This window comes from Amycolatopsis nigrescens CSC17Ta-90 (genome assembly GCF_000384315.1).
GTDB lineage: Bacteria > Actinomycetota > Actinomycetes > Mycobacteriales > Pseudonocardiaceae > Amycolatopsis > Amycolatopsis nigrescens.
On sequence record NZ_ARVW01000001.1, the window covers coordinates 3,651,890 to 3,677,379 of the forward strand.

Here is a 25,490-nt window from a genome sequence, read left to right on the forward strand (position 1 = left end):
CCTCCCGGACAGTGCTGGACAGTGTTGGACAAAGACGGTGTTTCGCCTATCGGACGTCCCGATCATGCCGCACGCTCCGAAGCCCGCGTGGAGGGTTCGGTGAATTCGCCGCTGTAGGAACTTCTGCCGTCCCGGCCGCGTCCGATCACCGCCTGTACTGGGGCAGGATCGATACCGCAGGACGCGTACCGAGCTGGAGGAGAACCGCCCGATGCCGACCTTTCGACGCGGCGGTGATCGTGAAGCCCGTGAAGCCACCGAGACCGGCGACGGCCAGAAACCGGCGGCGCAGCGGGAACGCCCGACGCTGGATCCGTTCGCCGGCATCCCGGACCGGCGGTTCGTGGTCCGCGGCGAGGACCTGTCCAGCCAGCTCACCGAGCCGGGCTCGACCAGGGTGCTGCGCTGGCGCAAGCAGGCCACCAACGCGCCGATCGTGCAGATCGAGGACGCCTACATCACCGGACGGCTGGAGCTGCGCGCGGCGGATGTGCCGTACCTGCTGCGTTTCGAGCGGTGCCGGTTCGAGTACCCGCCCGACGTGCGGGAGGCGACCCTGCTCGGCCTGGTCTTCCGGAAGTGCTGGCTGCCCGGGCTGAAGGCGCGGAACATGCGCAGCCGCAACGATCTCCGGCTGATCCGCAGCACGGTGCAGGTGGACTCGAACAACAACAGGGAGCACGCCGAGACCACGGTCCGCCGCAGCGACGACCGGGACCGCGGCATGCCGGACGCGGCGGTCAACCTGACCGACGCGGTGATCGAAGGGTCCATGGTGCTGACCCGCACCAAGATCCGGCACTCGCGCGGCAAGGCGATCCAGGCGGACCGGCTGCTGGTCACCGGCGCGCTGCTGGCCTACCGGCTGGAGGCCGAGGGCGAAGTCCGGATCCCGGGCATGCGAGCCGGCGGTAACGTCAACTTCTCCGGCGCCACCCTGCATAACCCGGACGGGTTCGCGTTGAACGGCAACGGGTTGCACATCGGCGGCAGCCTGCTCTGCGAGGTGGACACCTACGGTCCGGCGTCGCAGCGCAAGCGGTTCTCCGCGAAGGGTGTGCTGTACCTGCCGAGCGCCAGGGTGGACAGCGACATCGTGCTGCGCGGCGCGAAGCTGGAGACCAACCAGCGGGGCCGGATCGTGCTGGAGGCGTGGCGCTCCCCCGACCCGTACCTCGACCCGCGCCCGTCGCTGGTCGCGGACCGGCTGCGGGTGGACGGCAACCTGGAGCTCTCCGACGGGATGGAGGCCACCGGCACCATCCGCATGGTCAACGCCCACGTTGGCGGCTCGCTGCGGTTCGCGTCGGGCACCATCACCGTGGCGCGCGGCGAGGTGCCGCCGTTCTACGACCGGGCGCTGCACCTGGACGGCAGCGAGATCGACGGTGACCTGGAGGCGACCAATCTGCGGGTGCCGTCGGGTCAGGTGCGGATGTCGGACGTCACCATCGGCGGCAACCTGCTGGCCTGGAACGCCAAGTTCACCCACCCCGACCGGGACGTGTTCTCCGCGCGGCGCACCAAGATCGCCGGCAACCTGCACCTGACCGACGCCACTCTGAAGGGCACCTTGCGGCTGCAGGGCGTGGAGGTCGGCGGCAGCATCGACCTCTACGGTACCCAGCTGACCGAGCCGGCCGTGATGGAGCAGACCAGTTTCTCGCTGGACCTGCGGACCGCCAAGATCGGCCGGGACGTGGCGCTGGTCGCCAACCGCGAGCGCGCCTTCGTCGCCGAGGGCGGGGTGAACATGGACGGCGCCACCATCGGCAGGCGGCTCGACCTCGACGGCGCGCTGCTGCGTTCGCTGCCGAGGGACGGGATCGCGCTGGACGCCGGGGACGTGACCGCGGACGAGTTCGTGCTCACCCCGGCCGAAGCCCCGGAGGGCAGGGTGATGCTCCGGCGCGCGCACTGCGGCACGTTGAGCGACGGCGCGCCGCTGTGGGCCGCGTCCGGCGGACTGGAGCTGGAGGACTTCCGGTACGACGTGATGAAGACGCCGATCGACCTGAAGGACGACGCGGTGGTCGACGACCGGATCGAGCTGCTGCGCCAGGCGATGGGCCGTTACCGGCCGGGCCCCTACGACCAGCTCGCCACCATGCTGCGGGCGAGCGGCAACGAAGAGCACGCGGACACCGTGCTGCTCCGCAAGCAGCAGTTCCGCTACGACGCGCTGGCGCAGGGCTTCAGCTTCTTCGGTCCCGGCGTGAAGGTGTGGAGTTGGCTGCAGCGGTCCATGTTCGGCTACGGCTACCGGCCGGTGCGCGCGCTGGGCTGGCTGGCCGCGCTGCTGGTGTCCGGCAGCCTGTGGTTCGGCCTCGGCACCGATCCGTGCGTGAACGACCCGAATCTGGAGCACAGCGGGCCGCGCTGCCTGGTGAACCGGGACGACTCGGGGCTGCAGTGGAACCCGGTGCTCTACACCGCCGACCTGCTGGTGCCGATCGTGGACTTCGGCAACAAGGCGCGGTGGTCGATGGCGGACGAGGACAAGTGGGTCGCCGCCGGGTTCACCGCGTCCGGCTGGGTGCTGGCGACCACGGTGGCGGCCGGCGTCACCCGCACGCTGCGCCGGAACGCTTGACGTCATACGTACAGTACGTATGTAAGTGTCGCCCAGCGGAGGTGCCCGATGTCTGTATCGTCTGCGTCTTTGGAGCCCAGTGCCACCGGCCAGATCGAGGTGGCCGCCTCGCCGGCACGGGTCTACGCGCTGGTCAGCGATCCCTCCGCGCTGGCCGAGGTGGCCGAGGAGTACGCCGGTCACCGCTGGCTCGGCGGCGCTTCTTCGGCCAGCGTCGGCGCCAGGTTCAAGGGCAGCAACAAGCGGGGATTCCGGCGCTGGAACACCATTTCCACCATCACCGACGCGGACGACGGCAGCCGGTTCGCCTTCGAGGTGTCCGCCTTCGGCATCCCGGTCGCGCGCTGGCAGTACGACCTCGAACCGGCCGGCGACGGCTGCCGGGTCACCGAGAGCACCTGGGAGAAGCGGCCGGGCTGGTGGCGGTACCCCACGTCCTTCGTCACCGGGGTCTGGGACCGCGAGCAGCAGAACCGGGCGAACATCCAGGCCACCCTGGCCCGGCTGAAGGCCCGCGTGGAAGCCGGGGCTTAGCCGAAATCCCGGCCGAAAATGTGTTAAATACCCGCGGTGTTAAAAGCCGGGTTCGCCGACTTTAGGTGGTACCGGGGGTTTTCGAGCGGTCATTAGCTTCAGTGACGGGACAACTCGGCTGCCGAGGAGATCGTCATGCGAAGGACCACCCGCACCCTGACCCTCGGCGCCGTCGCGGCCGTCGCGGCGGGCCTGTTCGTGCTGCCGGCGTCGGCGCACGACCCGGAAACCCCGGAGGGCAAGGCCGCGATCGCCGCCTACATGGCCGACCACAAGCCGACTGACCGCTCGCCCGCGGTGTCCGGCGCGGTGGTCAAGTGCGTGAACGGCAAGGCGGGCCAGTACCCGTGCAAGAACGTCGACCTGCTCAGCACCATGCCGTTGAACTCGATCGGCGGCGGCCAGGGCAACGACATCTGGGGCTGGACCGACCCGGCCGACAAGAAGGAGTACGCGGTCGTCGGGCGCACCAACGGCACCGCCTTCGTGGACGTGACCGATCCGCTCGCGCCCCGGTACCTCGGCAACCTCCCTTCGCACGGCGGCAAGAGCAGCACCTGGCGGGACATGAAGGTGTACAAGGACCACGCCTTCATCGTCGCCGACATGATCAGCGGGCACGGCATGCAGGTGTTCGACCTGACCAGGCTGCGCACCGTGCGCACCCCGCAGACCTTCACCGAGGACGCGCACTACGCCAAGTTCGGCCCGGCGCACAACATCGCCATCAACGAGCAGACCGGGTTCGCCTACGCGGTCGGTTCAAACACCTGCAGCGGCGGTCCGCACATGGTGAACATCCAGAACCCGAAAAACCCGGTCGGCGCCGGCTGCGTCAGCTCGGACGGCTACACCCACGACACCCAGTGCGTGAACTACCAGGGCCCCGACACCGCCTTCCGCGGCAAGGAGATCTGCTTCAACGCCAACGAAGACACGCTGACCATCGTCGACGTGACCGACAAGGCAAACCCGAAGCAGCTGGTGCGCAAGCCCTACAGCGGCGCCGCCTACAGCCACCAGGGCTGGCTCACCGAGGACCAGCGCTACTTCCTGCTCGACGACGAGCTCGACGAGCAGCGCGGCACGGACAAGCGCACCAAGACCTACATCTTCGACGTGGCCAGGCTGACCGACCCGCAGCCGAAGGGCACCTACCACGCGCCGGTCAACTCGATCGACCACAACCAGTACATCAAGGGCGGCTTCAGCTACCAGGCCAACTACCAGTCCGGGATGCGCATCCTGGACGTCAGCGGGGTCGCGTCCGGCACGCTCACCGAAGCCGGCTACTTCGACATCTTCCCGAGCGGCGACAGCGCGCAGTTCAACGGGGCGTGGAGCCTGTACCCGTACTTCCCCAGCGGCAACGTGGTGATCAACGGCATCGAGCAGGGCCTGGTCGTGGTCAAGCCCAACGTCACGACGGGGTCCCCGGTTGGGTAGGTCCCGCTGGGCGATCGAGGCCGGCTTGGCCGTGGTCGCGATCGCGATCGTGGCCGCGGTGGCGATCGTGGTCTCGCTCGGCCCGTCCGAGCCAGGTTCGGGCGGGCACGCCGGCATGGTGATGCCGCAGGCCGGTGCGCCGGCCGCGACCACAGCCCCGCACAGCGACGGGCTGACCGACTCGGAGCTGGGCTTCCGGCTGAGCCCGGTGACCATCCCCACCGAGCGGGGTGTCGAGCAGCCGGTGGCCTTCCGGATCATCGGGCCGTCCGGCGCGCCGGAAACCCGGTTCGAGCTGAACGCCACCAAGGAGCTGCACTTCTTCGTCGTCCGGGACGACATGACCGGCTACCAGCACCGGCATCCGGTGCCGGACGGGGACGTCTGGCGCACCACCGTCTCGGTGCCCGACGGCGGGACCTACCGGATGTACGCCGAGTTCGTGCCCAAGGGCAGCACCGACTTCATGCACCCGACGGTGCTCGGCGTCTCCTTCATCATCCCCGGGGACACGGCCTTCGTGCCGCTGCCGGAACCCGCCGCGGTGGCCACCGCGGGCCCGTTCACCGTGACCAGGCCGGACGGCCCGGCGCAGCCGATCGTGCGGCAGCTCGGCGAGCTCCGCTTCGCCATCACCGACACCGCCGGCGCGCCAGCCCCGCTGTCCCCGCACCTCGGTTCCTACGGGCACATGTCGGCGTTCAACGCGCTCAGCCAGTCGGTGACCCACCTGCACCCGCTGCAACCGGTCGGCGCCGGCGGCCCGCCGCGGGAGCTGACCTTCCAGGCCCAGTTCGCCGAACGCGGGGAGCACCGGCTGTTCCTGGAGTTCGCGGCGGGCGGCGAGGTCAGGATCGCCGAGTTCACCCTGTTCGTCACCTGAACCCCGCCGCTTCGGTAGCCGAACCCCCGTGCGGGTGACGTCCAAAGGCTGAACCGGGGAACACTCTCCGGCCGCGTGGGGTTGACTCAGTACGTGACTTCTGAGCGACCGAGGCAGACACAGCCGCGCGTGCGCGCGCCCGAGCTGGCCGGCGACGGCTGGCTGAACACCGGCGGTGCGCGGCTGGACCTGGCCGGCCTGCGCGGCAAGATCGTGCTGCTGGACTTCTGGACCTCCGGGTGCATCAACTGCCTGCACGTGCTGGAGGAGCTGCGGCCGCTGGAGGCCGAGTTCGCCGACGTGCTGGTGACCATCGGGGTGCACTCGCCGAAGTTCCTGCACGAGGGCGAGGCCGGCGCGATCGAGGCCGCGGTGGCGCGGTACGGGGTGCACCACCCGGTGCTCAACGACCCGGACCTGACCACCTGGCAGCAGTACGCGGTGAAGGCGTGGCCGACGCTGGTGATCGTGGACCCGGCGGGCTACGTGGTGCACACCGCGGCCGGCGAGGGGCATGCCGAGGCGCTGCGCCGGGTGCTCGGCGAGCTGGTCACCGAGCATGACGCCAAGGGCACGCTGCGCCGCGGCGGCAACCCGTACGTGCCGGTCGAAGAGCAACCAGGCGAGCTGCGCTTCCCGTCGAAGGCGGTGCAGGCGCCCACCGGCCGGATCCTGGTGGCGGACACCGTGAACCAGACCGTCGCGGAGTTCACTTCGGACGGTGAGACCCTGGTCCGCCGGTTCGGCAGCGGGCAGCGCGGCAGCGCCGACGGTGGCTACGACGTGGCCAGTTTCGCCGACCCAACCGGGCTCACCGTGCTGCCGGACAGCGTCGCGGAGCAGGTCGGCTACCACGTCGTGGTCGCGGACAGCGCCGGCCACCTGCTGCGCGGCATCGACCTTCGCAACGGCCGGGTGTCCACTGTGGCCGGCACCGGTACGCAGTGGCGCGACGGCGAGTCCGGCGGCAAGGCTCTGGACACCGACCTCAGCAGCCCGTGGGACGTGGCCTGGTGGGAGCCCGCCGGTGGCGTGGTGGTGGCCATGGCCGGCAACCACACGCTGGGTCTGTTCGATCCCGTCGAGGGCACCATCACCAGGCTGGCCGGCACCACGGTGGAAGGGCTGCGCGACGGCCCGGCCGGGGAGGCGTTCTTCGCGCAGACCTCGGGCCTGGCCGTGGACGGGGCCAAGCTCTGGCTGGCCGACTCGGAGACCTCCGCGCTGCGCTGGCTGGCGGCCGACGGTGCCGGTGGTTTCACCGTGCACACCGCGGTCGGCACCGACCTGTTCTCCTTCGGCCACCGCGACGGGGCCGCGGTCCAGGCGCTGCTGCAGCACCCGCTCGGGGTGGCCGTGCTGCCGGACGGCGCGATCGCGGTGGCGGACACCTACAACGGCGCGGTCCGCCGGTACGACCCGGTCACCCGCGAGGTCGCCACGCTGGCCGAGGGACTGGCCGAACCGTCCGGGCTGCTGATCGCGGACGGCGCGCTGATGGTCGTCGAGTCGGCTGCGCACCGGCTGCGCCCGCTGACCGGCGAGGTCGCGGCCGGGCCCCGGCAGGTGCGCGGCGAGGCGCAGGCGGTCCGCCGCCCGCCGACCGTGCTCGCGCCGGGTGAGCTGGACTTCTCCGTGCTGTTCGTGCCGCCGCCCGGCGAGAAGCTGGACGACCGGTTCGGGCCGTCGACCAGGCTGGAGATCAGCGCGTCCCCGCCGGAGCTGCTCGCCGAGGGCGCCGGCACCGGTACCGGGTTCAACCGCCGGATCCGGCTGGCCGAAGGACAGCCCGAAGGGGTGCTGCAGGTGGTTGCCCAGGCCGCCAGCTGCGCCGACGGCGCCGAGCACCCGGCCTGCCGGGTCACCCGCCAGGACTGGGGCGTGCCGGTACGCGTTCGTTCCGATGGGGAGGCGGTTTTGCAGCTGATCCTGGCCGGGGAGCGGTGATGAGCCGTAACCGGGCGGCGGCCCCGTAGCATCTGGTGGGTGTCGGATCGCAACAACTCCACCGAGCTCGGTGCGAAGCTCGAAATCCAGATGCTGCACGACCGCGTGCTGGTGCGCCTTGCTGCCGACGAGGGCGAGCGCCGCAGTACCGGGGGCATCGTGATACCCGCCACTGCGCAAGTCGCGCGCAGGCTGGCCTGGGGTGATGTACTTGGCGTCGGCAACAACGTACGCAACGTGAAGGTGTCGGACAGGGTGCTGTTCAACCCCGACGACCAGCTCGAGGTGGAGATCCAGGGCGAGGGTTACCTGGTGATGCGGGAACGCGACATCCACGCGGTCGCCAGCGAGCGGACCGAGCACGGCACGGGGCTGTACTTGTAGGGGAGCACAGCGGGAGGGGCAGTTGCGCGACGAACACTACTGGCCGACCTGGGACTCGGATACCGGCGAGTTCCCGGCGGTGCGCGACGCCGATCCCGCCGACGACACCTACCAAATCGATCCCGAAGACCCCGAAGAGGCTGCTGCCGATGACGGTGAGCTGGTCGACGAGCTGCTCGAAGGGGACGACGCGGTCGATCTCCCGCTGACCCCGGCGAGACGGTTCCGCAAGGGCGTCGGCAAGGTACTGATGATCACCGGTGGCGTGATCGCGCTGCTGGTGGTGGTCTACGCGGCCGATCTGATGATCAACGCCGGGGACGTGCCGCGCGGGGTGACCGTGGCCGGGGTGGAGGTCGGCGGCATGTCCCGCAAGGGCGCCGAGGCCAAGCTGCGCCAGGAGCTCGAACCGCGGCTGATCCGGCCCATCCAGGTCCGCGCCGGGGATGTGCAGGCCGAGCTGACCCCGTCCGACTCCGGCCTCGGCCTCGATTGGCCTGGCACCGTCGAGCAGGCCGGGCGCCAGCCGCTCAACCCGGTCACCAGGGTGATGTCCTTCTTCACCACCCGCGAGGTCGGCGTGGCGACCAGCACCGAGCCGAAGACGCTGGCGCAGGCGGTCACCCGGCTGGCCGAGACCCGGCTGAACCACCCGCCGGTCGAGGGCAGCATCGGGTTCGTGCCGATCGCCGGCAGCGACGGCGGCGTCACCGCCTACCCGGTCGAGCCGAGGCAGGGCCAGACCCTGAACGACGTGGACCGCGCGGCGGAGATCCTCAAGGCGGACTGGATCGAGCGCGGCGGCATCGAGCTGCCGGTGGACCTCACCCCGGTCAAGGCGACGTCGGCCGGGGTGCACGCGGCGCTGGACCGGATCGTGGTGCCCGCCGTCGCCGGCCCGGTGGTGGTGCACGGCGAGGGCAAGGACGCGGTGCTCAAACCGGCCGCGATCGGCGGCGCGTTCCAGTTCTCCGCGCTGGACAACGGCGCGCTGGAGGTGAAGCTGGACCAGTCCAGGCTCCAGCAGGACCTGCAGCCCCAGCTCGTCTCCACCGAGAAGGAGGGCAAGGACGCGCAGATCGTCTTCGACGACGGCAGGCCGACGGTCACCCCGTCCGAGGACGGGCGGAAGGTCAGCTGGGTGGACACCTTCAAGCCGTTCATGGAGGTGATGACCAAACCGGACGGCCGCGAGCTGAAGGTCGCCTACCAGGTGAAGAAGCCGGAAACGACCACCGACGAGGCGAACGCACTCGGCATCAAGGAGGTCGTCGGCGAGTTCAGCACCGGCGGGTTCTCCGGCGACGTGGCCACCAACGTGCGGGCGATCGCCGGTCAGGTCAGTGGCGCGATCGTGAAGCCGGGTGAGACGTTCAGCCTGGACGGCCGCACCGGGCCGCGCACGGCTTCCGGCGGTTATGCCTCCGCGCCGGTGAACGAGGACGGCACCGGGCCGAAGGTGATCGGTGGCGGGGTCTCCCAGTTCACCAGCACGCTGTACAACGCGGCGTACTTCGCCGGGCTGAAAGACGCCGGGCACACCGAGCACTCGTACTACCTCGATCGCTACCCGGCCGGCCGGGACGCGAAGTCCTTGCAGGACAACGGGTCCACTGTGGACATGAAGTTCACCAACGACGCGCCGACCGGGGTGGCCGTGCAGGCCAGCGCCTCGGGATCGACCGTGACGGTGAAGATCTGGGGCACCAAGCGGTTCCGGGTGGACAGCTCCACCAGCGGCCAGTCCGAGACGATCCCGCCCGGTTTGGAGCCGGGCCCGCCCGAAGGCTGCCAGCCGAGCAGCGGGTCGCCCGGCTTCAGCATCTCGGACACCCGGGTGCTCTACGACCTGGCTTCCGGCGGCGAAGTCCGCCGCGAAACCCGCAGCGTCACCTACCAGCCCCGCCCCACCATCATCTGCTTCTAACGTCGTGAGTGAAAAGTGTTGTCCTGGCAACACTTTTCACTCACGACCGCTGACCTGCGGAAACGCCGGTCAGCGGAGCACCATGCAGCCGCGTGACTCCAGCTCGGGCAGCCACCGAGGCTCGCGCAGGTACTTGTTCCAGCGCAGGTCCAGCTTGTCCAATCTAGACAGTCCGGCGAGGCTGTCCGGCAACTCGGTGAGTCCGTTGTCCCGCAGGTCGAGCTGGCGCAGCTCGCGCAGCCGGCCGAGGGAGTCCGGCAGGCGCGCGATCCGGTTGCCGCGCAGGTGCAGCTCGCGCAGCGCGCCCAGTTCGCCGATCGACTCCGGTAGCGCGGTGATTTCGTTGTGGTACAAGCGAAGTTCCCGCAGCGAAGACAGTCCGCCGATCGCGTCCGGCAGGGTGCGCAGCCGGTTGTCGGTGATCCCGAGGTAGCGCAGTCCGCTCAGCCGGCACACCGGTTCCGGGAACTCGGTGAGCCGGTTGTCGCTGAGGTACAGGTATTCCGTCAGGTTCGCCAGCGTGCCGATCGCGTCCGGCAGCCCGGTGAGCCGGTTGTGCCCGAGGTCCAGGGTGTGCAGCGCCCTCAGCCGCCCGATGTCCGGGGAGATCTCGGTGAGCTGGTTACCGGCGAGGTTGAGCACCCGCAGCCGCTCCAGCCGCCACAGCTGTGCGGGCACGGTCGTGAGCCGGTTGTCGTAGAGGCTCAGCTGTTCCAGCCAATCCGCCGCCAGTACCGCGGCCGGTATCCGCTCCAGCCGGTTGCGATCCAGCTCGACGCGCCGGACTCCGGTCAGGTCCAGCTCCGGCGGCTCGGTCAGGTCCCGACCGCTCAGGTCCAGCCAGTTCGACTCCATCGGGTGACGATAGCGGGCGCGATTATCCGATACCGTGGGTAGTCGTTCGTGTCCCCGCCGAATGTGGAGGTTTGGTGTCTCGGTTGCCGAAATCGTTGCTGGGTAAGGTTTCTGTCCTACTTTTCGGGGCGGTGATGACCATCCTGCTCTGGTCACCCTCCGCGAGCGCGGACGCTCCGGTAGCCCCATTGGTGCATGCCAATGCGGTCAACGGCTGCAAGCTGAACGTGCGCGGCGGTACCACCACCACGGCCCCCACCCTGGTCACCCTGACCTGCGCGAACTACACCAGCTGCACGCGCGCGCCGGTCGAGCAGGCGCCGTGCGGGCCGTTCGAGACCGGTGGCGAGTACACCTGCGTCGCGCCGGACGGCAAGGCGGTCAAGGACAACCGCTGGGTCGAGGTCGAGTGGCGGGCGCCGCAGAAGTCGTACGTCGCCTTCTCCTGCGCGAGCCTGCGCAACTGAACCGACCCGCAGACGAACTCCGGGCCGGCCCGCTGAGCGGACCGGCCCGGAGCTGTCAGATCTCGGCTAACTGCGGGTCACTCCGCGGCGGCCGTAGAGGTTCGCCGCAACCGTGACACCGATGGCCGCGATGACCACCTGCGTGATCAGTTCGAGCCAGTCGAAGCCCTTGGTATCCGCGTAGCCGAGGCCACGGGCGATCGCGGTACCGGCGAACGCCGCCACGATGCCGACCACGATGGTCAGCCAGATCGGGATGCCCTGCTTGCCCGGGGCGAAGAAGCGGCCCAGCACCCCGAGGATCAACCCGACCACGATCGCGGTGATGATTCCCGAAACGGTCATCGTCTCTCCCTAGCCTGTCGCGGCCGGTCGGGCTGGACCGGCCGTCCATGTTCTGTTGTGGTGTTGAGGGGATGGCCCGAGGGCCACGGGTTCAAACCCGGCGCGGCGACCTTGTTACCGGCCAGGCCGCCCGGATCCTCTCGACCAGGGAGAACCGGCCATGACCAAGGAGAACCGGACCGGCACGATCACTCGTGACGGTGACATCGCGACCATCAGGTTCCAGCGCCGGCTGCCGCACCGGGTAACCGCAGTGTGGACCGCTTTGACCGATTCGGCATCTCGGCGCGCTTGGTTCGGCGAGACCCGGTTCGCGGGCGGCCGGGTGGAGTTCCTGCCGGACGTCCCGGATGCCGAGTGGATCAGCGGCCGTGTCCTGGCCTGGGACCCGCCGCACCTGCTGGCACACGAGTGGAACGGCGTGGCGCGCTACGAACTCATCCCGTGCGGCAAGAGCGACACCGAGACCGACCTGATTTTCACCCACCGCGGCGCCGCCGACCTCCCCGCCGCACACGCCTTCCTGGACCGCCTCGAGTTCCACCTCGCCGGCGCCCCCATCCCGTCCTGGCCCACCCGCTACCTCGCCGTCCAGCCCCTCTACCCCCAAACGCAGTGAAGGCCACCTTCGCTGCGTTGAACGCAGGCAAGGTGGCCTTCACTGCATAGGGTCCCTAGTGCGCAGGGGCTAGAAAGCGGCTTCGGGGATGTCCATCAGGTCGTTGTCGGCGGCCTCGACGATCACCCGGCGCGAGGTCAGCTCCGGCAGCACGCTCTTCGCGAAGAAGGACGCCACGGCGACCTTGCCCTCGTAGAACGCCACGTCCTTCGCGCCGGCGCCGTTGTCCAGCTTGCCGATCGCGATCTCCGCGTGCTTGAGCAGCTGCCAGCCGATCAGCAGGTCACCGGCGGACATCAGCAGCCGCACGGTGTGCTGGCCGACCTTGTTGATGTTCTGCGGGTCGTCCTGCGACGCGGTCAGGTAGCCGATCAGCGAGCCGAGCATGCCCTGGGTGTCGTCCAGCGCCTGCTTGAGCAGCGTGCGCTCCTGCTTCAGCCTGCCGTTGCCAGCCTCCGACTCGACGAACTGGGTGATCTCCCCGGCGACGTGCGCCAGCGCCTGCCCCTTGTCCCGCACGATCTTGCGGAAGAAGAAGTCCAGCGACTGGATCGCCGTGGTGCCCTCGTACAGCGAGTCGATCTTCGCGTCCCGGATGTACTGCTCGATCGGGTAGTCCTGCAGGAAGCCCGAGCCGCCGAGGGTTTGCAGCGACTGCACGAGCTGCTCGGTGGCCCGCTCGGAGCCGACCCCCTTGACGATCGGCAGCAGCAGGTCGTTCACCCGCTCGGCCAGCTTCAGCGACTCCTCGGTGCCCTCCCCGGTCCAGATCTGGTCCTGGAACGACGCCGTGTACAGGTACACCGCGCGAAGGCCCTCGGAGTACGCCTTCTGCAGCATCAGCGAGCGGCGAACGTCCGGGTGGTGCGTGATGGTCACCCGCGGCGCGGCCTTGTTCAGCATGTTCGGCAGGTCGGCGCCCTGCACCCGCTCCTTGGCGTACTCGAGCGCGTTCAGGTAGCCGGTGGACAGCGTGGCGATGGCCTTGGTACCGACCATCATCCTGGCGTACTCGATGACCTGGAACATCTGCGCGATGCCGTCGTGCACCTCGCCGAGCAGCCAGCCCTTGGCCGGGACGTCGTGCTGGCCGAAGGTGAGCTCGCAGGTGGTGGACGCCTTGATGCCCATCTTGTGCTCGACGTTCGTCACGTACGCGCCGTTGCGCGCACCGAGCTCGCCGGTCTCGGAGTCGAAGTGGAACTTCGGCACCAGGAACAGCGAGAGGCCCTTGGTGCCGGGCCTTGTCTCGATGCCGGGTCCCTCGGGGCGGGCCAGCACCAGGTGCATGATGTTCTCGGTCAGGTCCTGCTCGGCGGAAGTGATGAACCGCTTGACCCCGTCGAGGTGCCAGGAGCCGTCCTCCTGCTTGATCGCCTTGGTGCGCCCGGCGCCGACGTCGGAGCCGGCGTCCGGCTCGGTCAGCACCATGGTCGCGCCCCATGACTTGTCAATCATCAGCTTGGCCCAGTGCTGCTGCTCTTCGGTGCCGTTCTTGTCCACGATCATCGCGAAGTTCGGGCCCGCCATGTACATGAACAGCGGGGCGTTCGCGCCGAGGATCAGCTCGGCGGCGGCCCACTGCACGGTGGGCGGCAGGCCGAGCCCGCCGAGGTGGTTGGGCAGCCCGAGCCGCCACCACTCGCCGTCGTAGAGCTGCTGGTAGCTCTTCTTGAACGACTCGGGCAGCTGCACGGTGAAGGTCTTGGGGTCGTACACCGGCGGGTTCCGGTCGGCGTCGGCGAAGGAGTCGGCCAACGGACCGACGGCGAGGTTGTTCAGCTCGGAGAGCGCGCCGCGGGCGGTCTCCTCGTCGGAATCCTCCAGCACGCCCTTCCCGAGGCGCTCCTGCACGCCGAGCACCTCGAACAGGTTGAACTCGAGGTCTCGGACGTTGCTCTTGTAGTGGCCCATGTCGTCGCTCCGTCTTTGTTCGGGGTTCCAGCGGCGAAAGTCTTGTCGGACACTGCCCTACTGGCCGGTAACATCAGGATATTACCTGTGAGTAATCCTCGGCAAGTAGATCAGCCTTTTGTGACGCAGGAATCCCCGATCGAGACCTGGGCGGCGAAGGGGTCAGGTGGCCGGTCCGGCCAGGCCGGTGGCCCTGGAAGCAGGCATTTCCGGGAGCGGCCCGAGTGAATCGTTGGGCTGTGTGACCAATATCCCGCTCCGGAACGCGGTGGTCACCGCGTGTGTCCGGTCGCGGGCGGACAGTTTGCGCAGAATGCTCTTCACGTGGGTGCGGACGGTTTCCACCGAAAGGTAGAGGATCTTCGCGATCGCCGAGTTCTCCAGACCCTCGGCCACCAGCTGCAGCACCTGGTACTCGCGGCGGGACAGCGGCATCTGCGGTCTCGGTGGCTGGGTGCCGTCGGCCTCGCCGGGTTCGCCGCGCGGGCGCGGCGGCTGCCGCTTCGGGCGCGCGGTCAGCGCGGCCAGCGACGGGTCGAGGTACCGGCGGTCCACATAGGCCCGCCGGATCGCCTCGGTCAGCCGGCGGGGTTCGACGGACCGGGGCACCGCCGCGTGCGCGCCCGCCGCCATCGCGGTGGCCAGGTACTTCGGGTTGCGGTAGACCTCGCGCACCAGCACCACGATGAGCAGCGCCGGGTCGCCGGTGGCCAGCAGTTTCGTCAGGTGGCAGTTGGGGTCGATCCCGGAGTCCACCAGCACCACGTCCGGGCGAAGCTGCTCGCCGAGCTGCAGGGCGGAATGGTGGCTGGCGGCGTGCCCGACCCAGTGCAGCCCCTGCGTGCGGTGCACCAGCGCGGAAAGGCCGTCCCGGTAGATGGGCACCGGATCGATGGCGGCCACGCCCAGGCTCCGCGCGCCTGGTGGCTGCGGCCTGCTCGGGTCGATGCTGCGCGTCATGGGCTCTCCGTCTCCGCACGTCAAACCTGGCTCCGGCGTCTTTCGCAGACCGCCCCTCGCGGTCCCCGACGCGCAACGACACCGTCAACCGGTCCCCCCTGCCAGGACCAGTCCAGGAATGACACCTCGTAACTGTGCGAGTCGGCGCGCCAGGTTTCGTGACGCGAGATCCCCCTCATGGGGGTGTGCGCGCTCACCCATGCGCCTCTCTGTAGCAAGGCCAACTGCACCAACGCTGTTCAGTGACCGAACCGTTGTGCACCCGGCATCGGGTGCTACTGAGAGTGGAGCGCTGCCTTCAACCGGCCGAACTCGTTCGCCAGTGCGGCCGCGGTCCAATGCGCGTTCAGCCCACTGGGATTGGGCAGAACCCACACCGCGGCGCCGCCGATCGGCTCGTGCTGTCTGCCCACTGTCGCTTTTGGACGGCCAAAAGCGGTCCGATACGCGGTGATCCCGACCACGGCCAGCCAGCGGGGCCGGTACTCGGCGACCTTCGCGGCCAGCCGCACCCCGCCGTCCCGCAGTTCCCGCGGGCTCAGCTCGTCCGCGCGGGCGGAGGCCCGCGCGACCACGTTGGTGATGCCGAGCCCGAGTTCCGGCAGCTGGTCCTGCTCGCTGGGATGGAACAGCCGCGGGGTGAACCCGCCCCCGTGCAGTGCGGGCCAGAACCGGTTGCCCGGCCGCGCGAAGTGGTGGCCGGTCGCACCCGAGTACAGCCCGGGGTTGATGCCGCAGAACAGCACGTCCAGCCCGGGCGCGAGCACGTCGGGGATGGTGCTGTTCTCGGCGTCGGCGAGCTGCTGCTTGGTCGGGCGGTCGCGCATTCGTGCAGTGTGCCGTGCCGGGCCATCCTGGGAGGTATGAGCAGCCGGATACTCGCGATCGCATTGGACGCCGCCGATCCCGACGAGCTCGCCCGCTTCTGGGCCGCCGCGCTGGGCCTGGCGCCGCTTCGCCACTGGCACGACGCGCGTGGCGTGCGTTATGTCGAGATCGGCGAGGACGGCAAGGAAGTGCTGCTCTTCCAGGCGGTCCCCGACCGGAAGTCGGTGAAGAACCGGATGCACCTGGACGTGGTGCCCACCGAAGGCGGCCAGTACGACGAGGTGCGCCGGCTGGTCGCGCTCGGCGCCCGTGAGCTGTCCGACGAGCCGGACTTTCCGTGGGTGGTGCTGGCCGATCCGGAGGGCAACGAGTTCTGCGTGCTGCCGCCCGGTAGCTGAGAGGTCCTCAGTCGAAGTTGGCCAAGCTGGCAGTGCGTGCGTACGCTGTGTGACCTGCCACACAACGACTGTGGAGCACTGGGCGGAGGCAGCGTGGAACTGGGCTTGGTCATCGGGCTGGTCGTCCTGATCTTCGCTGTGTCCACCGCGGTCGTGCTGCTGCAGGACCGCCGGGCGTCGCGGCGGGCCGCGGAGCGCCGGCGGGCCCGGTTAGCGCGACTCGGCGAAGTCGACGTGTCCACTCCCAGCCGGCTGCACGTCGACCGCTGAACGGTTGTTGTTCCGGCGCAGCGCGAGGAACAGCGCGGCGGCGACCCAGCCGAGCAGCGCGCCGCCGGTGTTGCTGATCAGGTCGTCCACGTCGAAGATCCGGTAGACGAACGGCGCGGTGCCGAAGTTGGCGGTCACCTGGGTGATCTCGACGGCCAGCGACACGGCGAAGCCGATCAGCCCGGCGCCGACGATGCCCCGGCGCCACATCGTCCTGGCGAAGAGGCCGATGGGCACGAACAGCAGCACGTTCATCGCGAGCTGCTGGAAGGTCTGTGAGGTCAGCGCGTGCTCGATCGTCGGCGAGAGCTCGTGCTTGTGCAGCTCGGTGCCGATGTCGGTGACCCACTGGAACGGGTTCAGCTGGATGGTCTGCTCGAGCTGGCGGCTGTTCGGGCCGGGCAGCGGCAGCAGCACCACGGCCAGCGCGAGGCAGCCGTAAAGGATCACCGCGGCGGTGCCCGCCAGCCGTCGCGGGTCCACCCTGCCGAGCCGGGCCTGCTGCACGATCAACTGCGGAACGAGGACGGTCGCCCAGATCGCGAAGAATCCGAGCAGGCCGTATCCCAGGGCTGTCACCTGCGCTGTTGTCATGAATACGACGTTATGGATCAAGCGGTCCCGGCACCTCGGTCGAAGGGTTGCGCTGCCGGTGCGGGCATCGGCCAGTCGGCCGATGCGACCGCTGCCGATCGGCCGCGGAAAGTCGGTGGCCGCCGTCCCGCGGCTGTGTGAAGCTGGGGTCATGGTCGACATCCGGCTGCTGGGCACCGGTGAATGGGAGTTGTTGCGTGAGGTTCGGCTGGCCGCGCTGCTCGACGCGCCGGAGTCGTTCGCCTCGACCTACCAGGACGCGCTTGCGTTGACCGACCAGGAATGGCTGGACCGGCTGCGCACCATCGTCTACTTCGTCGCGATGGACGGGTCGCGGCCGATCGGCATGGTCGGTGGCATGCCGGACTCGACCGAATGGTTCGTGATCTCGATGTGGGTGGCGCCGGAGGGACGGCGTCGCGGGCTGGCCGCGGCCTTGCTCGGCGCGGTCACCGAGGAGGCGCAGCGGCACGGCGCGTCGGCGGTCGCCCTGCAGGTCAACGAGCACAACGCGGCGGCCCGCCGGGTCTACGAGCGGCTCGGTTTCGCCGGCACCGGTGAGTGGGAAACGTTGTGGCGCGGTGACGCCTACCGGCGCGAGCGGATGCGGCTGCCGGTCGCGAACTGAACGCGGACACGTTTACCTATACGCCACCTTCGAACCCTGGTGATCAGGCTCCGGAACAGGCAAGATCCTGCCCGGCGCGCCCGGTAGGGGCCCGGCGCGCGGATTCGGAGGAAAGATGACCTTCTCGACCCGCCGCCTGCGACGGCCGATCGCCGTCGCGACGGCTCTGCTGGCCAGCGCCGCCATGACCGCCGCGACCGCTACCACCGCGTCCGCTGCGTCCGCGCAGGGCCAGGACTCGACCACGGACGTCCGGCTGATCAGTTTCAACGATCTGCACGGCAACCTGGAGCCGCCGTCGGGTTCGTCCGGGCGGGTCACCCTGCCGGACGGCAGCTCGGTGGATGCCGGGGGCGCGGCCTACCTGTCGTCGCACGTGCAGCGGCTGCGTGCCGAGGCCCGCAACTCGGTGGTGCTGTCCACTGGGGACAGCATCGGCGCGTCGCCGGTGGTCTCCGCGCTGTTCCACGACGAGCCGACCGTCGAGTTCCTGAACTCGCTCGGGGTGAAGGCGTCCGTGGTGGGCAACCACGAGTTCGACGAGGGGCTTCAGGAGCTGCGGCGCATGCAGTTCGGCGGCTGTCACCCGACCGACGGCTGCCAGTTCCGGGAGTCCTTCCGCGGCGCGAAGTTCCCGTTCCTCGGGTCCAATGTGTACCGGACCAGCGGGGCGCCGGCGTTGCTGCCGTTCAGCGTCGAGTTCTCCGGCGGGGTGCCGATCGGGGTGATCGGCGCGACGCTGAAGGATCTGCCGACCGTGGTCACTCCGGAGGCGATCAAGGGCCTGAAGTTCGGGGACGAGGTGGAGGCGATCGACCGCACCGCGAACATGCTGGACGCCATCGGCATCAAGGCGCAGGTGGTACTGCTGCACCAGGGCGACAACACCGAGGGCGGCGGCCCGGACGACTGCCGCGTGACGCCGGGGCCGGCGTCGCAGATCGCCGCGAAGGCGTCGCCGAAGGTGGACGCGATCTTCACCGGGCACAGCCACCAGCAGTACAACTGCACGATTGCGGACCCGGCGGGCAACCCGCGGACGGTGATCCAGGGCGCGTCCTTCGGCAGGCTGCTGTCCGTGCTGGATCTGAAGATCAACCGGAAGACCCGGGACGTGGTCCGCGCCGCCACCAAGGCGCACAACGAGATCGTCACTCGCGACGTCACACCGGACCCGGCCGTGACGAAGCTGGTCGACGAGGCGAAGGCGAAGGCCGCGCCGATCGCGAACCGGCAGGTCGGCACCATCACCGCCGACCTGCTGCGAGCCGGCGCGCCGTCCGGCGAGTCGCCGCTGGGCGATGTGATCGCGGACGCGCAGCTCGAGGCGACCGCTTCGAACAACGCGCAGATCGCGATCACCAACCCCGGCGGGGTGCGGGCGGACCTGACCCACGCGTCCTCACCGGCGGGTGAGGGGGACGGCGTGGTCACCTACGGCGAGGCGTTCACCGTGCAGCCGTTCGCGAACGTCATGCAGACCATCACGCTGACCGGCGCGAACCTGAAGGCCGTGCTGGAGCAGCAGTTCCAGCCGAGTGGGACGCGGGTCCTGCAGATCTCGAAGACGCTGAAGTACAGCTACTCGGCGTCCGCGCCGATCGGTTCGAAGGTCTCCGCGATCACCGTCGACGGCACCGCGGTGGACCCGAACGGTTCGTACCGGGTGTCGGTGAACAACTTCCTCGCGTCCGGCGGCGACGGGTTCACCGAGTTCACCAAGGGCACCGACCTTGCCGGCGGCCCGGTCGACCTGGACGCGCTGATCGCCTACCTCGGCGCCCACCCCGCCGTCTCCCCACCCCCGGCGGACCGCGTCACCCTGCTCCCTTAGCTCTCCCGCACATCCCTCATGGCCACCTTGGCGGCATCGAACGCCCCCAAGGTGGCCTTACGGGTTTTCGCTCCACTCTCACGCGGCAAGCCCCCACCCAACCCGGGGGGCGACCCCGCTCCAGCCTATCGCCACCCACCACGGCCCCAGCCGCTCCCGACCGAGTTGTCCACAGGTCGGCGCAACTGTGGGCAACCGGCTAGCAGTACGGGGAAAGCCCCGAGCGAAGCAGCGCGAAGCCACGATCCGCGTCCGCGACAGCGCCCGGGTAGCGGTCGTCGGCCGCGGCTCCGGCCGCGATCAGGCGGTAGTTCTCCAGCGCCAGCAGCCGCTGCACCGTGACGATCTGCCCGGCGGCGAGCAGCGCGGTCAGCTCGTCGCCACCAGTCCGCAGCGCCCCAGCCAGCGCTCGCTCGGACCGCTCGGTGAACTGGGAAAGCCGCGCGACCAGGCTCGGCGTGCCGTAGAGCAGTCGGTTGAACGCGACAACTTCGGCGTCGTCGTTCAAGCCGGTGATCGGATCCCGCTCCCGCAGGCCACGGGTGAAGTTCCGGTGCAGAGCGTCCAGCGGTGTCTCGTCGGACGGTCGCTCGCGCACCACCGTGGCGGCCTCCTCCGTGTGGTCGGCGAAGCGATGCAGGACAAGGTCTTCTTTGGTGGGGAAGTATTTGAACAGGGTCGGCTTGGACACCTCGGCGGCCGCCGCGACCTCGGCCACCGACACCTTCTCGAACCCCGACTCCAGGAACAACCGGATCGCCGAGTCCGAGATCGCCTGATGTGTGCGCTGCTTCTTCCGTTCCCGCAAGCTCTGCTCGGCCACGAACAACAGCCTAACCCGGACAACTTCTTGACCTGGTCAGTAAGCTCCCATTTCGCCAAGACAGCCGGGTGAGAATGGTGCACATGCCAACTTGGGAAGAAGCTGTCGCCATCGCGAAGGAGTTGCCGGAGGTCGAGGAGTCGACCTCGTACCGGACTCCCGCGCTGAAGGTCTCCGGCAAGAGTTTCGCGCGCCTGCGCACCGAAGCCGAGGGCGGTCTCGTGCTGATGTGCGACCTCGACGAGAAGGAGGCGCTGCTCGCTTCGGGCGATCCCGCGTTTTACACGACTCCGCACTACGACGGCTACGGCGCGATCCTGGTCGACCTGGAGAAGGTCGCCGTCGACCAGCTCACCGAGCTGATCGAGGAGTCCTGGCGACGCAAGGCACCGGCCAAGCTACGCAAGGCTTTCGACGCGGACTGAGCCTCGACACTCGGCGAGCAGACACAGCGCTGTCACCCCCATCACCGCACCGGCGAACAGGCCCAGCACGGTGGTGGCCGGCAACTCGCTCCGCACAGCCCAGTTGTTCGCGCTGAGGACGTTGGGCAGGTTGAACAATCCGTTGGCGAAACAGCCCGTCCGCGCCGAGCCGGGTCACGGTCAACGGCAGCCAGAACGGGAGCCGGCCCAGCCGTGCATCATGGCCAGCAACCCCAGCGCGGCGCCGAGGGTGAGCAGCACGCCCAGCGCGTCCAACGGCCGCGCCACTCCTGCCTGGCCGCACCGCTGAGTCCGAACGTCCCACCGAACAACCACGACCCGCGGACCACCGCCGGCCCGGCCGCCACGATCCCGGCCACCCAAGCCAATGGCACCTGCACCGAGTGCGTCGCCCCACGCGCGACGTCACGCGTCGTGCCGCGGAACAGCTCCGGCCACCGCGCCCGCGTATACAACGCGACGGCCACCAGCAGCGAAATGCCGAGTACTGCGAAACTGCCGTAGACAACGCCGAAAACCCAGCCCTGCAGGCTTTCGTCGCTCGTCAGGGAGAACACCAGCAGCGGCCCGAGCATGATGAACGGCGTCAGCAGCCCGGTGCCCACCCACATCGGCATCGCGATCAGCCACGCCGGCACCCGCAGTCCCCACCGCTGGGTGAGCGCCAGCGCGACCAGCACCCCCATCAGCCCGATCGCCCCGGTGACCACGTTCGCCACTATCCACTCGGCCGTCCCCGCCGCACTCGGGTCGCTCAGCCCGAGCGTTCCTCCGGCCACCCACACGATCTTGATCCCGGTGTACACACCCGCCGCGCACCCCGCCACCCACCCGGCCACCAGCCGCAACCGCTCCATGCCACCGATCGTCGCGACGACCCGCTTCTCGCACCTCCTCCCCGAAGGTGAGGCGACTCCCCCTCCAGAGGGGCTTTCGAGTTCCCCGGATGGTGGAAGGCTTGCCGCACTGGCAAGACGAAGCCCGATCTGGTGAAGCTCAGTACCTTGTGGTTATGCCGGATGACTACCTGCACTCGCTCCAGACCCTTGCGAGCAGCTTGAAGGGCCGTGCGACGCAAGCTGTGGAGACTGAGGTCGGGGCATCGCTGGACTCCCGGATCGATTACTCCATTGACCTTATTGAGCACAACGAACCGGGAGTAGCGCTCGAAGATCTCGCTCAGAACGTGTACGAGTTCGATCTCACTCTGAGTCTCGCCGAGTACCAGGTCTTCGACCGGGCAGGCCGCTCGATGCGGATGTCCCCGGAGCGCTGGACGTTTCTGCGTGAGCTGGTGGAGGAACAACATTGACCGCACTGACGGACATAGCGGAAGGGGTGCATCCAGGCCGGCAAACGCCCCTTTGAGCCGTTGTTACGATCCGGCTTCGGGGTGGAGGGCGCTACTGTGTTGGCAGCTTGCGGCTGAGGCTGTCCATGGCGTCGGCTAGGTCGGCTGCGCCCTTGAGGGTGATCGAGGCGTCGTCCATGTGCTTGAGCTGGTGGTGGAAGATGGCAAGGAGCGCCTCGACGGTAGCCAGGCTGATCGGATCGGCGCTGCTTCTGCCATGCTCGATGGACTGACGTGCTGCTGCGGCATGGGCGTCTGCTGAGGCGCGGTCGGAGGTCGGCATGAGTTCGGCCCTGCCAGCGAGCGTGCTCGGCGTAACTAGGCCGATGAGCTGATCGCCGGTAGTGGTGGCGAGCGGATGGGCGGCTGATTCGGTGGGCCGCTGGCGCTCGCCGGCCGGAGCGGAGCGGTAGGCTGTCCGTGCCGCGATTGGACAGGCCCGCCGTACGGGTGGTGATGGGCGCCGATGATGGCGGCGCGCCTTGATCTCATAGAGCCAAGTTCGGCGACAACTCCGCATCGAGGTGTGTGATCCTGACTCTGATATAAACAAGCTGTAGCGCTCGGGCAAGATGGTGTGGTGATGACCGTGGCTGAAGGAACAGAATCCTGCTTCTACATATGCCCAATCGGGCCGGCTGACTCGACAACGCGTAAGCGAAGCAACCAGATATTTCAACACATCATCAATGCGACTCTCGCTCCTTTGAATTTTACGGTCACGCGTGCTGATCAAATGGACCAATCCGGCATGATCACTTCTCAGATTATCGATGGCCTACTTAACAGTGATCTTGTCATAGCTGACCTGACAGACCACAACCCTAACGTGTTTTACGAGTTGGCCGTCCGTCATGCTGTGGCCAAGCCATTCATTCAGATAATTGCAGAGGGTCAAACGGTACCGTTCGACATTCAAGGTCTGCGCACCATTCTCGTTGACCATCGAGACCTCGACTCAGTTCATGAGGCCAAGCTAACCTTGACCGGAATGGTAGAGAGTATACGTTCAGGAAAGAGTGTAGAAACACCGCTAACATACACACTAAACATTCAGTCGCTTGCCCAATCGGATGACTCAGAGGCGCGCGGTATAGCTGATATTATTGCGGAGATCCAAGGCCTTAAGGCAATTATTCGAGGTAGTGATTCATCGAACTCTAGGGCGACTGTTTCAGGGGAGGCCCTAACGGAGACGAGGGCTTACCGTGCTCTTTTGGATAAAATGGCCAAGGATGGCCGTTTGTATGCCGATGACCTTAGGTTCTTGATTAGTTTGTCCTCGTCAAGGGAATTAAGAAAGTGGGCAAGCGAGAGAATTGCAACAGTCTTTGGTGCGGATGAGCCGCCTTTCTGAGGTGGTAACATGACGGTTGTAATTCCGGAATAATGTATGTTATTTCAGAAGAATGCGGTGTCGTTGCAACAGGGCGGTTACGTACCCGTGGCAAAGGATGTTGCGATTGCTGCGTCAGATGACAGGCTGTGATTCCACCCCTGCGAATCGCCGGGCCGCCGAGGTCGCGTGCCGGGGTGCGGACGGTGATCATGCCGCACGCGGTGCGGGCCGAGCTGGTCAAGCACCTGGCCGAGTTCGTGGGGCCGGAGGATGGCGCGTTGCTGTTCACCGGCAAGAAGGGGTTCGCGGTGCGCCGGCCGAACTTCGCGCAGCTCTCGAAGTGGACGAAGGTGGTGGCGGGCCTCGGACTCAAGGGCCTGCACTTCCACGATCTGCGGCACGCGGGCAACGTGTGGGCGTCGAAGGCGGGTATGTCGACCAAGGACCTGATGGCGCGGATGGGTCACGACGACATGCGGGCGGCGCTGATCTACCAGCGGGCGACCAGTGACGCGGACGAGCGGATCGCGGCGAAGCTCTCAGAGCTCGTCGAAGATCATCGTCAGGGCACCGAAGTTGGTGACGAGGACACCGCCGACTGATGTTGTTGGCATGTTGCTGGAGCGGGTCCTGAAATAGCGGAAGGGGTGCTTCCCAAGATCGGGAAGCACCCCTTCTGAGCTGCTAAAACTTGCCTTGGAGCGGATGACGGGAATCGAACCCGCGTATTCAGCTTGGGAAGCTGATGTTCTACCATTGAACTACATCCGCAGCGCTGCGCCAGCATACACAACGTCCTGCGCGGGCTGTTCAGGTCTCCCTCCCTTGACGCGCGAGCCGACAAGTGACAACACTTGTTGTCTCCCCATCCACCGGAGGTGCGCGGTATGGACGAGCGACTGCCCGATCCCGAGTTGTTCCGCACGGCCGGGTTCCGGCTCGCGTCGCGGTTGTTCGTGCGGGGTGACATCCGGGCGGACGAACGGCAGCTCAGGCGGCTGCGGGAGTTCGCGCAGGCCGAGGATCCGCTGGCCGACGCGGTGGTGGCGATGATTCAGCGGCGCGAGTCCGGTGAGGGGCGGGCGCTGTTCGAGCGGGCGCTGGCCGAAGGGATCGAGGCGGTCGAGGACGCGCCGGAGGAGCTGGTCGCGTTCTTCGGCTCGGTCGGGGCGACGCCGTACTGGGTGGACATGGCGCGGGTGGACCGCGGCGCGCGGGCGATAACGCGGGTCGGGGTGCTCGGGCTGTTCCCGCTCAGCGACATGTCGCTGATGGGCGGCTACCTCGCCTCCCGCGCGACCAAGTCGCTGGTCGGCACCGGCGAGATCGAATATATGGCGACAAAGCGACTGCTCGAGACGGCGACCTGGTGGATCCACGTGACCACCCCCGGCCGGCTCCGCCGCGGCGAGCGTGGGTACGCGTCGGCGTTGCGGGTGCGGTTGGTGCACGCGCACGTCCGCGCGGCGATGAACCGGCGGGCGGACTGGGACTACGCGGCATGGGACCGGCCGATCAACCAGGTGCAGACCGCCGGCACCCTGCTGCTCTTCTCGCTGGTCTTCGTGTTCGGCACCCAGCTGCTTGGCATCCGCTACACCGAGCGCGAGCGCGGCGACATCCTGCACCTCTGGCGCTACGTCGGCTGGCTGATGGGGGTCGACGAGGAGCTCCTGCCCGCCAGCGAGGCGGACGCCTGGCGCCTGCTCTGGCTGCTCGCGGCCACCGAATTCATCCCCGACGACGACTCCAAACGCCTGGCCAGGGCGCTGGTGAAAACCCACGAAGAGGTCGGCAACGGCCGTGGCGCGGCCGGCAAGGTGCTCGCGCACGTCTCGGTCCGGCTGCACTCCTCGATCAGCAGGCTGGTGCTCGGCAAGGCCAACGCCGACTACCTCGAACTGCCCAACGACCCGATCGCGCAGGGCGCGGTGCTCACCGCGGCGGCGGTCAACTTCGCCGCGGAGACCCTTCGCCGCCACATTCCCGGCGCCACCGCCCTGCAGGAACGCATCGGCCGCGCCGGGCGGCGGTCCTACGTCCGGCGCATCGGACGGCTCTTCGAACCGGACACCAGCTACGCCAAGCACATGCGCGCCGCCTGA

At 68.4% G+C, this 25,490-nt stretch carries 27 protein-coding genes and 1 tRNA gene; 18 read left to right on the forward strand and 10 right to left on the reverse strand.

What is annotated here, in order from left to right:
- Positions 1-211: 211 nt before the first annotated feature.
- The 7 genes from AMYNI_RS0117060 (at position 212) to AMYNI_RS0117090 (ending at position 9,714) form a co-directional block, all read left to right on the forward strand.
- Entirely contained in the window at positions 212-2,593 is a 2,382-nt protein-coding gene (locus AMYNI_RS0117060; protein WP_020669238.1) for a translocation/assembly module TamB domain-containing protein, read from the forward strand.
- A 48-nt stretch (positions 2,594-2,641) separates the two neighbouring features.
- Positions 2,642-3,127, forward strand: a complete 486-nt coding sequence (locus AMYNI_RS0117065; protein ID WP_040405787.1) for an SRPBCC family protein — start codon at positions 2,642-2,644, stop codon at positions 3,125-3,127.
- A gap of 135 nt (positions 3,128-3,262) precedes the next feature.
- A complete protein-coding gene (locus AMYNI_RS0117070) occupies positions 3,263-4,573 on the forward strand; it encodes a choice-of-anchor B family protein (protein WP_020669240.1) in 1,311 nt (436 codons plus the stop codon).
- Positions 4,566-5,456, forward strand: coding sequence for a hypothetical protein (locus tag AMYNI_RS0117075; RefSeq protein ID WP_245573939.1), 891 nt, complete (start codon positions 4,566-4,568; stop codon positions 5,454-5,456). The genes AMYNI_RS0117070 and AMYNI_RS0117075 overlap by 8 nt, the downstream gene beginning before the upstream one ends.
- Positions 5,457-5,585: 129 nt before the next feature.
- The gene (locus tag AMYNI_RS0117080) at positions 5,586-7,403 is read left to right on the forward strand and encodes an NHL domain-containing thioredoxin family protein (RefSeq protein WP_020669242.1); all 1,818 of its coding nucleotides are present in this window, start codon (positions 5,586-5,588) and stop codon (positions 7,401-7,403) included.
- A gap of 90 nt (positions 7,404-7,493) precedes the next feature.
- A complete protein-coding gene (locus tag AMYNI_RS0117085; protein WP_051116521.1) occupies positions 7,494-7,787 on the forward strand; it encodes a GroES family chaperonin in 294 nt (97 codons plus the stop codon).
- 22 nt (positions 7,788-7,809) lie between these two features.
- On the forward strand, positions 7,810-9,714 hold the full coding sequence (locus AMYNI_RS0117090; protein WP_020669244.1) for a VanW family protein: 1,905 nt from the start codon (positions 7,810-7,812) through the stop codon (positions 9,712-9,714).
- A 69-nt stretch (positions 9,715-9,783) separates the two neighbouring features.
- Here AMYNI_RS0117090 and AMYNI_RS0117095 read toward each other — a convergent pair whose 3' ends face one another.
- Complete coding sequence (locus AMYNI_RS0117095; protein ID WP_020669245.1) at positions 9,784-10,569, reverse strand: leucine-rich repeat domain-containing protein; 786 nt, start codon at positions 10,567-10,569, stop codon at positions 9,784-9,786.
- Positions 10,570-10,703: 134 nt separating this feature from the next.
- On the opposite strand from AMYNI_RS0117095, the gene AMYNI_RS0117100 reads away from it, so the two are divergent.
- Positions 10,704-11,036 (forward strand): hypothetical protein, encoded by a 333-nt coding sequence (locus AMYNI_RS0117100; RefSeq protein WP_040405788.1) that lies wholly within the window; start codon positions 10,704-10,706, stop codon positions 11,034-11,036.
- A 66-nt stretch (positions 11,037-11,102) separates the two neighbouring features.
- On the opposite strand, the gene AMYNI_RS0117105 is transcribed toward AMYNI_RS0117100, so the two are convergent.
- A complete protein-coding gene (locus AMYNI_RS0117105) occupies positions 11,103-11,381 on the reverse strand; it encodes a GlsB/YeaQ/YmgE family stress response membrane protein (RefSeq protein ID WP_020669247.1) in 279 nt (92 codons plus the stop codon).
- A gap of 160 nt (positions 11,382-11,541) precedes the next feature.
- Here AMYNI_RS0117105 and AMYNI_RS0117110 point away from each other — a divergent pair, with 160 nt between their 5' ends.
- Entirely contained in the window at positions 11,542-12,000 is a 459-nt protein-coding gene (locus AMYNI_RS0117110) for an SRPBCC domain-containing protein (protein WP_020669248.1), read from the forward strand.
- A gap of 69 nt (positions 12,001-12,069) precedes the next feature.
- On the opposite strand, the gene AMYNI_RS0117115 is transcribed toward AMYNI_RS0117110, so the two are convergent.
- From AMYNI_RS0117115 to mug, 3 genes are all read right to left on the reverse strand, one after another.
- On the reverse strand, positions 12,070-13,914 hold the full coding sequence (locus tag AMYNI_RS0117115) for an acyl-CoA dehydrogenase (protein WP_020669249.1): 1,845 nt from the start codon (positions 13,912-13,914) through the stop codon (positions 12,070-12,072).
- Between the two features lie 162 nt (positions 13,915-14,076).
- Complete coding sequence (locus AMYNI_RS0117120; protein WP_020669250.1) at positions 14,077-14,874, reverse strand: response regulator transcription factor; 798 nt, start codon at positions 14,872-14,874, stop codon at positions 14,077-14,079.
- A 275-nt stretch (positions 14,875-15,149) separates the two neighbouring features.
- On the reverse strand, positions 15,150-15,701 hold the full coding sequence (gene mug, locus AMYNI_RS0117125; protein WP_020669251.1) for a G/U mismatch-specific DNA glycosylase: 552 nt from the start codon (positions 15,699-15,701) through the stop codon (positions 15,150-15,152).
- Positions 15,702-15,737: 36 nt separating this feature from the next.
- On the opposite strand from mug, the gene AMYNI_RS0117130 reads away from it, so the two are divergent.
- Both AMYNI_RS0117130 and AMYNI_RS49570 read left to right on the forward strand, forming a co-directional pair.
- Complete coding sequence (locus tag AMYNI_RS0117130; RefSeq protein WP_020669252.1) at positions 15,738-16,100, forward strand: VOC family protein; 363 nt, start codon at positions 15,738-15,740, stop codon at positions 16,098-16,100.
- Between the two features lie 93 nt (positions 16,101-16,193).
- A complete protein-coding gene (locus tag AMYNI_RS49570; protein ID WP_169515751.1) occupies positions 16,194-16,370 on the forward strand; it encodes a hypothetical protein in 177 nt (58 codons plus the stop codon).
- Here AMYNI_RS49570 and AMYNI_RS0117140 read toward each other — a convergent pair.
- Positions 16,311-16,964, reverse strand: coding sequence for a VanZ family protein (locus AMYNI_RS0117140; RefSeq protein ID WP_026360566.1), 654 nt, complete (start codon positions 16,962-16,964; stop codon positions 16,311-16,313). The two genes, AMYNI_RS49570 and AMYNI_RS0117140, sit on opposite strands and share 60 nt — an antisense overlap.
- Before the next feature lie 82 nt (positions 16,965-17,046).
- Here AMYNI_RS0117140 and AMYNI_RS0117145 point away from each other — a divergent pair, with 82 nt between their 5' ends.
- Positions 17,047-17,592, forward strand: a complete 546-nt coding sequence (locus AMYNI_RS0117145) for a GNAT family N-acetyltransferase (protein ID WP_020669254.1) — start codon at positions 17,047-17,049, stop codon at positions 17,590-17,592.
- 184 nt (positions 17,593-17,776) lie between these two features.
- Positions 17,777-19,426, forward strand: a complete 1,650-nt coding sequence (locus AMYNI_RS0117150) for a bifunctional metallophosphatase/5'-nucleotidase (RefSeq protein ID WP_157358007.1) — start codon at positions 17,777-17,779, stop codon at positions 19,424-19,426.
- 199 nt (positions 19,427-19,625) lie between these two features.
- On the opposite strand, the gene AMYNI_RS0117155 is transcribed toward AMYNI_RS0117150, so the two are convergent.
- Positions 19,626-20,255, reverse strand: a complete 630-nt coding sequence (locus tag AMYNI_RS0117155; RefSeq protein ID WP_020669256.1) for a TetR/AcrR family transcriptional regulator — start codon at positions 20,253-20,255, stop codon at positions 19,626-19,628.
- Positions 20,256-20,332: 77 nt separating this feature from the next.
- On the opposite strand from AMYNI_RS0117155, the gene AMYNI_RS0117160 reads away from it, so the two are divergent.
- Positions 20,333-20,674, forward strand: coding sequence for an MmcQ/YjbR family DNA-binding protein (locus tag AMYNI_RS0117160; RefSeq protein WP_026360568.1), 342 nt, complete (start codon positions 20,333-20,335; stop codon positions 20,672-20,674).
- A 218-nt stretch (positions 20,675-20,892) separates the two neighbouring features.
- Here AMYNI_RS0117160 and AMYNI_RS44730 read toward each other — a convergent pair whose 3' ends face one another.
- Positions 20,893-21,552 carry a hypothetical protein gene (locus AMYNI_RS44730; RefSeq protein WP_051116338.1) on the reverse strand — a complete coding sequence of 220 codons (660 nt, stop codon included), beginning with the start codon at positions 21,550-21,552 and terminating at the stop codon, positions 20,893-20,895.
- Positions 21,553-21,641: 89 nt separating this feature from the next.
- Between AMYNI_RS44730 and AMYNI_RS0117170 the strand changes: the two genes are divergently transcribed.
- Complete coding sequence (locus AMYNI_RS0117170; RefSeq protein ID WP_157357386.1) at positions 21,642-22,007, forward strand: MafI family immunity protein; 366 nt, start codon at positions 21,642-21,644, stop codon at positions 22,005-22,007.
- Between the two features lie 91 nt (positions 22,008-22,098).
- Here AMYNI_RS0117170 and AMYNI_RS0117175 read toward each other — a convergent pair whose 3' ends face one another.
- A complete protein-coding gene (locus AMYNI_RS0117175; protein WP_020669259.1) occupies positions 22,099-22,329 on the reverse strand; it encodes a hypothetical protein in 231 nt (76 codons plus the stop codon).
- A gap of 300 nt (positions 22,330-22,629) precedes the next feature.
- Here AMYNI_RS0117175 and AMYNI_RS49075 point away from each other — a divergent pair, with 300 nt between their 5' ends.
- Complete coding sequence (locus AMYNI_RS49075; protein ID WP_157357387.1) at positions 22,630-23,403, forward strand: hypothetical protein; 774 nt, start codon at positions 22,630-22,632, stop codon at positions 23,401-23,403.
- A gap of 128 nt (positions 23,404-23,531) precedes the next feature.
- The gene (locus AMYNI_RS44735; RefSeq protein ID WP_245573941.1) at positions 23,532-23,987 is read left to right on the forward strand and encodes a site-specific integrase; all 456 of its coding nucleotides are present in this window, start codon (positions 23,532-23,534) and stop codon (positions 23,985-23,987) included.
- Positions 23,988-24,082: 95 nt separating this feature from the next.
- Here the strand turns inward: AMYNI_RS44735 and AMYNI_RS0117185 are convergent.
- Positions 24,083-24,156: transfer RNA gene (locus AMYNI_RS0117185), tRNA-Gly, on the reverse strand.
- Positions 24,157-24,272: 116 nt separating this feature from the next.
- Between AMYNI_RS0117185 and AMYNI_RS0117190 the strand changes: the two genes are divergently transcribed.
- Positions 24,273-25,490: an oxygenase MpaB family protein gene (locus tag AMYNI_RS0117190; RefSeq protein ID WP_020669261.1), complete on the forward strand. Its 1,218-nt coding sequence runs from the start codon at positions 24,273-24,275 to the stop codon at positions 25,488-25,490.